Source organism: Alkalihalobacillus pseudalcaliphilus, from assembly GCF_028610675.1.
GTDB classification, from domain to species: domain Bacteria; phylum Bacillota; class Bacilli; order Bacillales; family Bacillaceae_D; genus Alkalihalobacillus; species Alkalihalobacillus pseudalcaliphilus.
On sequence record NZ_JAQQWS010000002.1, the window covers coordinates 276,214 to 289,523 of the forward strand.

General features: G+C 39.4%; 11 protein-coding genes. 4 read left to right on the plus strand and 7 right to left on the minus strand.

From position 1 onward, the window contains the following. Positions 1 to 637: 637 nt before the first annotated feature. Entirely contained in the window at positions 638 to 1,018 is a 381-nt protein-coding gene (locus PQ479_RS07990; RefSeq protein WP_047986741.1) for a VOC family protein, read from the plus strand. 50 nt (positions 1,019 to 1,068) lie between these two features. Here the strand turns inward: PQ479_RS07990 and xylB are convergent, their stop codons facing one another. Beyond that, on the minus strand, positions 1,069 to 2,568 hold the full coding sequence (gene xylB, locus PQ479_RS07995; RefSeq protein ID WP_047986740.1) for a xylulokinase: 1,500 nt from the start codon (positions 2,566 to 2,568) through the stop codon (positions 1,069 to 1,071). A 25-nt stretch (positions 2,569 to 2,593) separates the two neighbouring features. Next, positions 2,594 to 3,916, minus strand: coding sequence for a xylose isomerase (gene xylA / locus PQ479_RS08000; RefSeq protein WP_047986739.1), 1,323 nt, complete (start codon positions 3,914 to 3,916; stop codon positions 2,594 to 2,596). Between the two features lie 612 nt (positions 3,917 to 4,528). Here xylA and PQ479_RS08005 point away from each other — a divergent pair. Next, the gene (locus tag PQ479_RS08005; RefSeq protein WP_047986738.1) at positions 4,529 to 5,143 is read left to right on the plus strand and encodes a YesL family protein; all 615 of its coding nucleotides are present in this window, start codon (positions 4,529 to 4,531) and stop codon (positions 5,141 to 5,143) included. On the opposite strand, the gene PQ479_RS08010 is transcribed toward PQ479_RS08005, so the two are convergent. The 3 genes from PQ479_RS08010 to PQ479_RS08020 form a co-directional block, all read right to left on the minus strand. Then, positions 5,140 to 5,961: a carbohydrate ABC transporter permease gene (locus PQ479_RS08010; protein ID WP_047986737.1), complete on the minus strand. Its 822-nt coding sequence runs from the start codon at positions 5,959 to 5,961 to the stop codon at positions 5,140 to 5,142. The genes PQ479_RS08005 and PQ479_RS08010 overlap by 4 nt on opposite strands. Positions 5,962 to 5,973: 12 nt before the next feature. After that, positions 5,974 to 6,852, minus strand: a complete 879-nt coding sequence (locus PQ479_RS08015) for a carbohydrate ABC transporter permease (RefSeq protein ID WP_047986736.1) — start codon at positions 6,850 to 6,852, stop codon at positions 5,974 to 5,976. Between the two features lie 110 nt (positions 6,853 to 6,962). Next, positions 6,963 to 8,255 (minus strand): extracellular solute-binding protein, encoded by a 1,293-nt coding sequence (locus PQ479_RS08020; RefSeq protein ID WP_047986735.1) that lies wholly within the window; start codon positions 8,253 to 8,255, stop codon positions 6,963 to 6,965. 241 nt (positions 8,256 to 8,496) lie between these two features. Between PQ479_RS08020 and PQ479_RS08025 the strand changes: the two genes are divergently transcribed. Further along, positions 8,497 to 9,678 carry an ROK family transcriptional regulator gene (locus PQ479_RS08025; protein WP_047986734.1) on the plus strand — a complete coding sequence of 394 codons (1,182 nt, stop codon included), beginning with the start codon at positions 8,497 to 8,499 and terminating at the stop codon, positions 9,676 to 9,678. 103 nt (positions 9,679 to 9,781) lie between these two features. Then, positions 9,782 to 11,389, plus strand: a complete 1,608-nt coding sequence (locus PQ479_RS08030; RefSeq protein WP_047986733.1) for a glycoside hydrolase family 43 protein — start codon at positions 9,782 to 9,784, stop codon at positions 11,387 to 11,389. Between the two features lie 180 nt (positions 11,390 to 11,569). Here the strand turns inward: PQ479_RS08030 and PQ479_RS08035 are convergent, their stop codons facing one another. Both PQ479_RS08035 and PQ479_RS08040 read right to left on the minus strand, forming a co-directional pair. Continuing rightward, positions 11,570 to 11,944: a DUF3887 domain-containing protein gene (locus tag PQ479_RS08035; protein WP_047986732.1), complete on the minus strand. Its 375-nt coding sequence runs from the start codon at positions 11,942 to 11,944 to the stop codon at positions 11,570 to 11,572. Positions 11,945 to 11,966: 22 nt separating this feature from the next. Next, entirely contained in the window at positions 11,967 to 13,241 is a 1,275-nt protein-coding gene (locus tag PQ479_RS08040; RefSeq protein ID WP_047986731.1) for an alpha/beta hydrolase, read from the minus strand. Positions 13,242 to 13,310 lie beyond the last annotated feature (69 nt).

The following is a 13,310-nucleotide window of genomic DNA, read 5'->3' on the forward strand; positions in this document are numbered from 1 at the left end:
GATGACTTGCTATGCAACGCCCATAAGTAACTTTCATATAAAACACTCATGGCGGAGCCAAATTCACTCCGCCACCAACAAAGATAAAAGTAGTGGCGACTGTTCAAACTGTTGGCACGTTTACAACTCGATCACCATCAGGAGTCTGCCTGATCAAACAGGGGGCACTGTCCTGTTAAGGTCATCTATCGCAAGATGGATGACCAGCTAACTTCAAGGAACGAACTATCGCCCATAAGTAACTTTCATATAAAATAAGTGAATGAAAATCCCAAAAATAAAAAAGCAAAAACGAATTGAATGAAGTTCCACCAGTTAAAGAGCCAGACACCACTTTCATTTTTGTTGGTGGTGGAGCGGTATTGGATTCGCATGTGGGGTTTGTATGAAAGTGTATCTAAACATCATGTGCGGAGATTTAATCACCGCTATCGAAAATCTGAGTTGTTAAGGACTACCGTCACTTTCATTATGGTAGTAGTTATTTATAGTTTTCCGATGAGTTAATTCGTTTTACTCAGGCTTTCTCTCTTTTTTCGTCCGCAACACCTTGACTCTACTACCATTCCTGAAATCGACAAGAGGATTCCACTTCTATTTGTCGAAATTAGTAAGTTAGAATGAAGGGGGTTATGTAATGAACGGAACCGTGATTCAATCAATATCTCAAATAGGGATACCGGTGAAAGATATACAAAGGGCTTCTCGTTTTTATCAAGGAACATTAGAGCTTCCGTTACTTTTTCAAACGGAAACGATGGCTTTTTTTCAATTGGCTGGTCAAACTTTAATGCTTACACTTCCTGAAAAAGATGAATTTGATCATCCAAGCTCGGTTCTATACTTTCAAGTTGCAGATATTCAACAAGGCTATCAATACTACCTTAAAAAAGGCGTTTCATTTAAAGGTAAGCCTCATTTTGTTGCAAAAGTTGGTGAGGCTGAGACATGGATGGCTTTTTTTGAAGATACAGAAGGAAATACCCATGCTTTAAAAGCAGAAGTTCCCGCTACATAATAGCCTAAATGAAAGAGAAGCAGTCAAAGACTAGACCGCTTCTCTTTCATTTATTTTCTGAATAGGGATAAACCCTGGTTAAGCTCTTTCGTTTGTCCGTAAACCGCTTGATAGAGATGGAATAGTTGTTGGTATTGGTTAACATTCTCAGGAATTGGCTCAAAACTTTGTTCCACTTCCAAAAACGTATCATTACATTGCTTAAGTGATTCAAACCACCCACATCCATAGGCTGCGATCATAGCGGCACCCATGGCAGGACCTTGTTCACTCTTTTGCTTGATTACCCTTGCATTAAATATATCCGCCTGCATCTGGAGCCATACATGACTTTTGGCTCCACCACCAATCGAAATTACATGATCAATTTCTTTTCCATAGCTACGAAAAAGGTCAATCGATTCATTCAGTGAAAAAGTAATCCCTTCTAAAACAGCTCGAACAAAATGAGCACGTTTATGAGAGCTATCCATGCCGATAAAACTCGCACGGATCGTTGAGTCTGCATGCGGAGTACGCTCACCGACTAAATACGGGGTAAATAGCAGTCCGTTTGCCCCAACTGGCACCTCACCAGCTTCGGCTAACAAATGCTCGAACGATTCATCCTTCGCAAATACATCCTTAAACCAACTTAAGCTATAACCTGCTGCCAATGTAACACCCATCGAATAAAAGCTGTCGGGGACACTATGATGGAAGTAATGAACCTTACCACCAAAATCTTTATCAGCATTTTGCTCAAAGGACAAGACCACTCCAGATGTACCAATGCTCACCATCGTTTGTCCCTGCTCACTCACGCCAGCACCAATTGCACCACATGCATTATCGGCACCACCCGCATATACCTTCAGGTCATGTGATAGCCCTGTCTGCCTCACAATCTCATCGCTTAAGTGACCCACAAATGCCGTTGACTCAACTAATTCAGGAAAAATAGTTGGTGGAAGCTCCAATATATCAATAATCTCAGAGCTCCATGTACGATTTTTAATATCTAGTAATAATGTACCTGCTGCATCTGAGTAATCCATATGAAGTTTACCCGTTAGCTTAAGACGGACGTAGTCCTTTGGCAACAAGACACTTTTTACCTGTTGAAATAACGTAGACTCATGTTCTTTTACCCACAAGATTTTTGGTAAAGTAAAACCTTCTAGTGCACGATTTTGCGTGATAGAAAGTAGCCGTGCTTCTCCCACTTTTTCTTCAATATCATGACATTGCTTCGTCGTTCTCGTATCATTCCAAAGGATCGCACGACGTAGAGGGACCTGCTTTTCATCTAATAGGACCAATCCATGCATTTGACCAGAAAAACTCAAGCCCTCAATCGTCGATACACTTCCACTGTACCTAGACGTTATTTCGGTCAAGCCCTCAATCGTTTTGTTTACCCAATCATCCGGGTCCTGTTCACTATAGCCTGATTTCTCATGATACAAAGGATAATCCTTGGATACTTCATCAATCACTTGACCATGTTGATTCACAAGGGCAATCTTAACGGCACTCGTTCCTAAATCAATCCCCAGTACATAGTTCACATTATCACCTCACGATCCAAATGAATTACTCCGCAAATGTTGTTAATAAATATTGATTAATTGTTGATTTTATTTGTTCAAGCTTACCAGAGCTTTGCTTAATATCGCCCAATTGCAAGGCGTACTTCTCCAGTTCCTTCAAGCCAATTTCTCCATCAACAATTTGTTTACCAATTCCATCAGAATAACTGCTATAACGCTCTTCAATGATCCCTTCAATCGCCTTATCATCTAGTAATCTCTTCGCAACCTTTAAACCTACCGCAAAGCTGTCCATACCAGAGATATGTGCTTTGAATAAATCTTCAGGCGCAAAAGAACCTCTACGTACCTTGGCGTCAAAGTTAAGACCACCTGAACCCAGTCCACCATTCTTTAAAATCTCGTACATGGCTAAAGTTGTCATATACAGATCCGTTGGAAATTCATCCGTATCCCAACCTAATAACGGATGGCCTTGGTTCGCATCGACAGAACCTAACATGTTATGGATCCGTGCATAGTGTAACTCATGCTCAAATGTGTGCCCCGCTAATGTTGCATGGTTTGCTTCAATATTAAATTTAAATTTATCAGCTAATCCATAATGTTGAAGGAATGCATAACCACTTGCTACATCAAAGTCATATTGGTGTGATGTCGGCTCCTTTGGTTTTGGCTCGATTAAGAATTGGGCATCAAAACCAATCTCATTCGCATAATCAACGGACATTTGGAAAAGACGTCCTAAATTATCTAGTTCAAGCTTCATATTCGTATTTAGAAGTGTCTCATAGCCTTCGCGCCCACCCCAGAATACGTAATTCTCTGAACCTAACTCTTTACCAACCTCTAAACCTTTTTTTACTTTTGCCGCTGCATAGGCGAATACATCTGCATTGCTCGCAGAGCCCGCGCCGTGAACAAAACGTGGGTGTGAAAAGTTATTCACCGTATTCCAGAGCAGCTTTGTCTTACTATCCTTCATATAGTCTTTAACCATACTAACGATGATGTCTAGGTTTTTATTACTTTCTGCTAAGCTATCGCCTTCAGGGGCAATATCAACATCATGGAAGCAGAAGTATGGAACACCAAGCTTCTCAAAAAATTCGAAGGCAGCTTCGACTCTTGCTTTTGCTAGATCTAGACCTGTATAGCGATCCCAAGGTCTCAATGCAGTTCCTGCACCAAATGGATCGGATAAATCCTCGGTAAACGTATGCCAATACGCAACGCCAAAGCGTAAGTATTCCTCAAAAGTTTTTCCATCAATCGTATCCTCTGGATTATAAAATTTGAACGCAAATGGATTTGTTGATTTCGGTCCCTCGTATTGAATCTTTGAAATGTCATTAAAGTAATTCATCGTATTCCTCCTAGTGTTTTTTTATATGAAAGTTAACTTGGGGCGAATGGGTTGTGCCTTGAAGTTAGCTCGTCATCCACCTCGCGATCAATGACCTTAGTAGGACAGTGCTCCCTGTTTATTCAGGCCGACTCCTGATGGTGATCGAGTTGTAAACGGGCCAACAGTTTGAATAGTCGCCACTACGTTCATCTTTGTTGGTGGCGAAGTGAATGGGGCTCCGCCATGCGGGTTTTGTATGGAAGTTAGTGCGAACATGGAGCGTTGCTGGTCGCTACCCTAAATTCTCTGTTCAAAAAAATCTCAAAACAATTCATTAAATTTAATGAGAACAAAAAACAAAATGAATGGAAAACTACCAAATAAAGAAGCAAATCCAAATTGAATCAAAATGCCACCAGTTAAAGAACGAAACAAAATTAAATAAAAATCCACCAAGTTAAGGACAAACCCATACTTTCATTTTTTGCTGCGCCATGGGCATTTTATATAAAAATTAAGGTCGAAACTTTGAAATTCTTAGTCTATTTATTAAACAAAGTTTCTAGTAAATGAACATACTGATTCTTTTTCCTAGTATAATAAGAGAAAAAACACAAAAAGGAGTTTATTATGGGTCGTACTCTCTATCACATTTTGGAATGGATCACGCGTTTTGCCTATATAAACATATTATGGTTGGCTACGACACTACTAGGCTTTTTCTTTTTTGGACTTTTTCCTGCAACGATAGCTCTTTTCACAATCATGAGAAAATGGCTGCAAGGTGAGTATGACTTCCCGATTTTCCAACGATTTTGGCACATATATAAACAAGAATTTAAAAGAAGTAATGTATTTGGGCTTCCTCTTTTTATAATTGGTTCTATCGTTGGATTTAATCTCTTATTTCTCTATTTCAATATGGATATAACACTAAGCCTGTTAACCGCCTTACTATTTGCCGGTATGCTCCTATTTGGACTTTTCATTTTTTATGTGTTTCCTACTTATGTTCATTATGATAGTAGCCTAGCAGCTTTATATAAAAACGCCTTTTTCATCATGCTAGTCAGCCCTATTCAATCTCTAGGAATCATCGTGACCTTCGTTGCTTTTTCCTTGCTGATTTACGTATTCCCAGCTATTGCTATGATTTTTGGTTCTAGCTTTTATGCTTTAGTGACTTCGCTATTTGCTCAAAGGGCTTTTCAAAAAGTTGAAGAGAAACAATCAAATATCTCTTAACCTTTCACCGCACTTGCAGAAATCCCTTCTACAATTTTATTACTAAAGAAAAAGAAAGCGACGAGTATCGGTAGCACACTAATGACAAGTGTCGCGCCGATCGCTCCCCAGTCGGTCATATACTGTCCAACAAAATTTTGAATTCCCACGGTGAGCGTCTTATACTTATCTGAACTAATAAATGTATTTACAAACACAAATTCATTCCAGTTATAAATCATATTAATAATCGCCGTCGTAGATAGCACTGGTGTTGTGATCGGTAAAATGATACGAAAGAATAGTCTGTGTAAAGACGCCCCGTCAATGATGGCAGCTTCTTCAATTTCTTTTGGTATCGTATAATAGAAACCTAGTAAAATCATAATCGTAATGGGTAGATTATACGCCGTATACGTAATAACTATCGACCAAGGATTATCAATTAAATTCACATTCAAAAACATGCTGAACAACGGAATTAATGAAGAATGGATCGGAATCATTAAACCAATCATAAAAATACCTAATACCAGCTTATTTAACTTCCACTTCATCCTCGTTATCACAAAGACAGCCATACTACTAAATAGCAACGTCAATAAAATCGCAACGAGCGTAATCCAAATACTATTAAAAAAGTAATTGCCAATCCCCGCTTCCCAAACGGTTAAATAATTCTCCCATTTAATCTGCTCGGGTAAAGCAAATGGATTCCCTGCAAAAATTTCGCGATTATCTTTTAATGAGAATAAGAATAACCAGACGATCGGAAAGACTTGAAACAAGGCGACAAGTCCTAACGTCACATACAAAAGAAAGTAACCTATGCGGCTCATTCAATCTCCCCCTTAATATTGCAGCTCTTCTTTATTAGCTGTCACTTTACGAATGATATACGTAACGATGAGTGTAATCAGTAATAACATAAATCCGACGGCACTACCGTAACCAAAATTATTTTGACCGAAGGCTAACTTATACATGTAGGATGCCATAACCTCACTGGCTCCGTTAGGCCCCCCGCCTGTCATCACATAGATCAAATCAAAATATTTTAATGACCCAACGACCGCTAATACAACCGTTACTTTCACTATCCCCATAATTAAAGGTAGTTTTATGCGATAAGCGATTTGAAAAGGGCTTGCTCCATCAATTTTAGCCGCTTCTACAATTGAATCTGGTATTCCTTTTAAGGCTGCATAATAGATTAATATATAAAAACCAGCGTATTGCCACAAAATTGGTATAAAAATCGAGTATAAAACAATGTCTGGGTTTGCTAACCATAAAGGAGGATTTTCAACTCCAAACCAAGCCAATATCGTATTTAACATTCCATTAGCTGGGTTATATACCTTAATCCACAGCTGGGCAATCGCAACAGAGGATAAGAGCATTGGTATTAAATATAACTTCCTTAATAAATCTGCTCCTTTAATCTTAGAAGCTAGAATCATGGAAATAAGTAAATAGATAATTAAACTTAAGGTCGAAAATACAGCTAATAGAAAAGAGTGTTTGGCACTATCCCAAAAACGCATATCCTGGATAACTCTTTGGTAATTCTCTAAACCTATAAACTGCATGGCACCAATTCCATCCCATTTCATCAACCCATAATAACCAGTTAAAATTAAAGGGATAAAAATTAAAATCCCTACTAGCAACAATGCCGGCAATAAATATAAGGTAATAAACCACTTATTGGACATTACTCTATTCATATAACACATCCCCAATTACTTAGAGTGGTGAGGGGCAGACTTCCTTGATTCGCCTTGCCCCTACTGACATTTATCTACGTATGATTCCTGATTGCATGAGCCAACACTCTTTACTCTTCTAAAGCTCTTTCATGTAACTCAGCAAAATCCTCAGGCGTAATTTGTAATCCAAATAACGACTGGATTAAGTCTAAGTGTTCCTGGGCTGCCGCTGCTGTCATTTGTACATCTGCATAAAGAGTAAGATTGGTCGCATTATTTAAATCATCTAATACCTCTACATACATCTCTGGCAAATCTAATCCTGCACCATCAACAATAGTTGCTGGAATAACCCCCGCCTCAGCAACGGCCCTCTCTCCCCATTGCTCGATAAAATAGGCAGCAAATTGCTTGGCTTCCTCTTGTACATCCGAGTTCTCACTTACAAATAAACCGACACCTGGTCCTCCAACAAAACTGTTTGGGTCCCCTGCACCTTCTACAGTAGGGAATGCAAAGTATCCCACACTATCTCTAAACTCCTGTGGTACATCTTCATTAGTCGTGAAGTTTGGTAAATCCCAAGTTGCAATCATATACATAGCAGACTGCTCATTCATAAACATACTTTTTGCTTCTTCATCAGCCAACCCATTAAAACCACTAACAAATGCATCGTTTTCAACAAGCTCTTGTACCTTAGCTGCCGCTTCAACTAATGCAGGGTCTTCAAAAGAACCCGTACGTTCAATCGCATTCGTTAATGTGTCGCTTCCTCCGATTCGGTCCGCTAAATACATATACCACATTGAACCAGTCCAACGGTCTCTGTTCCCTAATGCAATCGCATTCTCACCATTATCATTTAACGTCTGTACAATTTCTAATAACTCATCATACGTAGATGGTTCTGTTAAACCATATTCCTCAAAAATCTGTTTATTGTAGTAAATATAAACCGTATTAAGCTCTAAAGGTAAACCATACGTACTTCCATCTTTCTCATAGGCCTCTAATGTGCCTGCCACAAACTGTTCTCTTAATCCGTCATCTAATAAATCATCTAATGGCGTAAAACGCTCTCCTTCTACAAAAGGATCAAGATAGCCAGCCGCCCAAGTCATCCCGACATCTGGTAATTCATTTGACGAAGATAATACTGTGATTTGGTCTTTATATTGTTCATTACTTAACACCTGTAGATTAATAGAAATATCTGTTTCTTCTTCAAAGTCTGCAATAATCTCATTAACGATACGATAATGCTCCGCCGAGCTACCTTGTGGCCATAAATGCATAAAGTCAACTGTTGCCTGGCCGTTTGAATTTCCTGTTTCACCGTCGGAATTAGAACAACCAACAGCCACTAATAAAACAAGAAAAACAACCGCCAACACTGTAAACGCTTTCTTTTTCATCATTGCAATTTCCCCCTTTGATATGTCAGTTCACTTTCTGAACTAACTGTAAATTTAGAATAGCGCGTAAAACAATGTTTGTCTAGTGGATAAACTAAGTGTATAATGAATATACATAAATTCTTCAATTTTATATTGGAAAACGCTTACAGATGTATATACTAGTAGTTAAACAAACGAATACTACCAGGCAAAACGAGCAGCACGTACACCTATCCACTTTCATACAAAAGGAGGGAATCAATTGCTTCAAACATTCAATCAACATGTTGTTAAGCAACGAAACAAAGCCTTAATTTTACACACATTAATCGACCACTATCCCATTTCAAGAGCTTCCCTAGCTGCACAAACCGGTCTAAACAAGGGCACCGTCTCCTCCCTCGTGAGCGAGCTTATTGATGAACATTTAATCCTTGAATCAGGACCAGGTATTTCTAGCGGGGGCCGAAGACCTGTTATGCTTTTATTTAATCAAGCAGCAGGTTATTCAATTGGTATCGATATCGGCGTCAATTATATCCTTGCCCTACTAACCGACCTTCAAGGAAAAATTGTCATTGAAAAGAAAGTCGAGATCGACGACACATCCTTAGACAATGTTCTAACACATCTCTTTATGGTCATTGATGAACTTTTTGAGAATACTCCTAAAAGTCCTTATTCCGTCATTGGAATCGGAATCGGTGTACCGGCTACGGTTAATAAAGATGGTGAAGTCTTAATGGCTCCTAACTTACATTGGCGAAACATAAATCTCAAACAAATGGTGAATGACAAATATGATGTACCTGTCACGATTCATAATGAAGCCAATGCTGGGGCATATGGAGAGAAACGCTTTGGAGCAGGCAAATTGTACAAGGACCTCATCTATGTTAGTGGCGGCATAGGTATTGGTGTAGGCCTTATCTTTAATAATGAGCTTTATCTAGGTGAACAAGGTCTAAGTGGCGAGCTCGGACATATGACGATTCAAATGGATGGCCCTATATGTAATTGTGGAAACCAAGGTTGCTGGGAACTATACGCCTCCGAAAGAGCGTTGCTTCAAACCGCTTTAAAAGAAGGCGTTATTAGTAAGGATCAGCTATATGGTGCCTTTGAAACGATTATCGACTTAGCCGAACGAGGGGACGAAAGGACATTAGCTGTCATTCATCAATTAGGGAAAAATCTAGCTGTCGGCCTCAAAAATATGATTAATATCTTTAATCCTGAACAAATCATTATCGGCAATCGCTTAGCCGAATTAAAAAAGTGGCTGCATGTTGATTTAGAAAGACAGCTCAAAAGTTCAAAGCTAACAAACCCTGAGGCTGTTACAAAACTTCAATTTTCAGAGTTAAATAAACGCTCAGCCGCTTTAGGTGTTGCCGCTTTTTCGACCGAATATTTTATCACGATGAACTTAGAAACCTTATAGAAAAGCCCAAAGTCCTGTATTGAATTACTTTTTCGTGTGTAACAGTTAACGACTGCCTACATAAAATCCAACTAATCTTACATTTGAAAGGTGGAAATTTTTTATGACAACGATTCAGAATCCTATTTTAACAGGCTTTAACCCTGACCCTTCTATTTGCCGTGTTGAGGAAGACTACTACATTGCTGTCTCAACATTTGAATGGTTTCCAGGTGTTGGAATCTATCACTCCAAGGATTTAAAGAACTGGAAACTAGTCAGTCGTCCTCTTAACCGCTTAAGTCAACTCAACATGTGGGGAAATCCTAACTCAGGAGGCGTGTGGGCCCCTGCACTCTCTTATGCAGACGGACAATTCTGGTTAATCTATACAGACGTCAAAGTAACAGGAGGGCAATGGAAGGATTGTCACAATTACCTCGTTACTTGTGAAACAATTGATGGGGAATGGTCGGAGCCTACCCATTTAAACAGCTCAGGTTTCGATCCTTCTCTTTTCCATGACGATGATGGCCGCAAATTTTTTGTCAACATGGTGTGGGACCATCGCTTACAAAACCATAGCTTCTACGGCATTGTTATGCAAGAGTTCGACCCCAAACAGAACAAATTAGTTGGTAAAAAAGAAGTCATTTTTAAAGGAACTGATATTAAACTAACAGAAGCCCCACACCTCTATAAATTAAATGGATATTATTATCTTTTAACAGCTGAAGGTGGTACAAGATTCGAACATCAGGCGACCATTGCACGTTCGGAAGACTTATGGGGTCCCTATGAAGTTCACCCTGAAAACCCATTAATTACATCTTATCCATCTATACGAAATCCGCTGCAAAAAGCCGGGCACGCTTCAATTGTTCATACTCATACGGATGAATGGTTTCTTGTTCATTTAACAGGGCGTCCATTACCGAGGCAGGACCAGCCTATCACCTTAAATCGTGGCTATTGTCCACTTGGCCGTGAAACCGCTATTCAAAGACTTGAATGGCATAACGATTGGCCGTATGTAGTCGGTGGGAATGAGCCTGCTTTAGAAATTGAAGGGCCTAAGATGGAGGAAGTCATTTGGGAGGAAGAGCCGCACACCGATCATTTTGATGGAGATTCATTAAGCCTTCATTTCCAAACATTACGAATTCCTTTAAGCGAAAAAATATGTAACTTAGTCGATAAGCCAGGCCATTTGCGATTATACGGTCAAGAATCCTTAACTTCAACCTTCACGCAAGCATTTGTTGCAAGAAGATGGCAACACTTTGAATTCCAAGCTGAAACAAAAGTGAAGTTTAACCCATCTACGTTCCAACAGGCTGCCGGCCTAGTAAACTATTATAATACGGAGAATTGGACCGCCCTCCAACTAACTTTGGATGAAGCAAAGGGACGAATTTTAACGATAACAACTTGTGAAAACACTCATTTCGGTCAGCCATTACTGAATAATGAAGTGACCATTCCTGAAGACATTGAGTACGTGTATATGCGTGTAAATGTCCAAACGGAAACGTATCGTTACTCTTATTCATTAGACGGACAATCATGGCAGGACATTGAGATAGACTTTGACTCTTATAAACTATCAGATGATTTCGTTCAAGGCGGTGGCTTTTTCACTGGAGCTTTTGTAGGAATGCAATGCCAGGATACTTCTGGTGAAAAACAACATGCCGACTTTGATTATTTTACTTACCAATCAAATAACTGAAAGTAAATAAGGGACCTGTGCTATCCTAACGACAAAGGTTAGCTTCCACACAAAAAAGCCAGTAGTGTTTACTCTTTGTAAACCGCTACTGGCTTTCAATTTATTTTGCGGATCGTGACTGCTACGACGAAAGTGAAAAAATTTTCTTAACACTTTGGCAATCACCTAAGTCATCAAGCTCTACTGAACAAAAAATCCAATAATCTCTTGATGATCATCAAATGTTACAATTAAACTCGCTGAAGTCGTTTCGAACTCTGCGGCAAAAATAAGGGATTGGACACCCTCTTCAGGCACTTGCATGTCCGAATACTCGTAACTCACTAACTCCCCTAACATTTCATTTAATTCACCATACACTTGCTCAAGTTCTTCTGCAGATAATTGTTCTTTCATTTCATCAGAAAAATAGCCTGACGCAGCTTCAAAATCGCCATTTTCTAAATGCTCAATAAACGCCTCTGCCTCATCAATAATCGCTTCGTTACCATCTTCCTCGCTGCCACATGCTACTAAAACGAAAACACTTAGAGCGAGAATCATCCACTTCTTCACCTAACAACACTCCTTAGTTTATTTACTCCATCCATCGTGCCATATCATCTAACACGTCTTCTGAAAAACTTCCCCCATATCCATATTCATTTGGAGTCCCCTTGTGAGGCCCTTCATAATGAACAAAGAAATGATTTAACCCTGGATATAACTGAAAAGTAACGGGTTCATAATTCTCTAAAGCTTCCTGCCAGCTTTGATAATCCTTGAAGGTTACTTGGTAATCATCCTCACCCTGCACAATAAAGATTGGCTTCTTTGATTCTTCAAAGAAGGCTTCATAACGAAAGTCCTCCATCGTATTTAGATAAGTAACAGGAAGCCCAAAGACCGTTTCACCTCCATCTAGCTCATGTAACTTTTTGCTTTTTTCATATTCGACTCTTATCCGTTCTAATTGCTCCTCTGGTACATGACCAGTTTGATGAAGATATTCAAACTGATCCATAATGATATCGGAAAAAGACCGCAAAGATCCAGCTAGAGAAATGAACCCATCAAATCTATCACTTTCTGAAAGAATGACAGGCCCTGCCATTCCTCCTAAGCTATGTCCCACCAAATAAACCTGATCAAACCGGTCGTCACTTGAAACGATTTCCGCTGCCAAAACAGCATCATCTACAGTCTCTTCATACCAAGTAAAATCTTGATTCATAAAAGCCTCTGGGTAGATTAAAGTTCTTTTATCATAACGAATAGATGCAATACCACGCTCCGCTAAACCCCATGCAATATCACGATAAGGCGTTAATTCCAGCATTTCGCCATCACGATTATTAGGCCCCGAGCCATGAACAATGACAACAACAGGAATCTTACCTTCTATTTCACTCGGTACCGTTATCGTACCACCTAACTCAAACTCATTACCCTCTCCAACAGTCACCTCTTCTTCCATCACACCTTCTGGCATTTGGACAATCACCTCATCAGAAAAGTTTAAACTCGTTAACTGTTTTGACTCGTCAAATATCATCCTCATTTTGACTGTACCTTGTTCAGTATCATATAAATACTCGACAATATCATGCTGATTATTGTGACTTACTTTTGGCCCCTGTTGATTCTCTAAATGGCTATGTACTTGATGAATGGTTTCCCATTGCTCCCTCAGCTCATCTACGGTTAACCGTTCCTTAAGTTCATCAGCAAAATAACTATCAACGATCACTTCATATTCTTCATCAAAAAGCTTTGCAATGATGTCATCTGCCTTTTCTGTTGTAGATACACTACAAGCAACAAGTAACAAGAACACTAACAAAATAAGCCACCCATTATGTATTCGCTTCATGCCCCCACCCTCCCTTCACTTTTTCCTCGTTCAAAAAAACTCTTACTTGGAGATACGTAAGAGGGTATG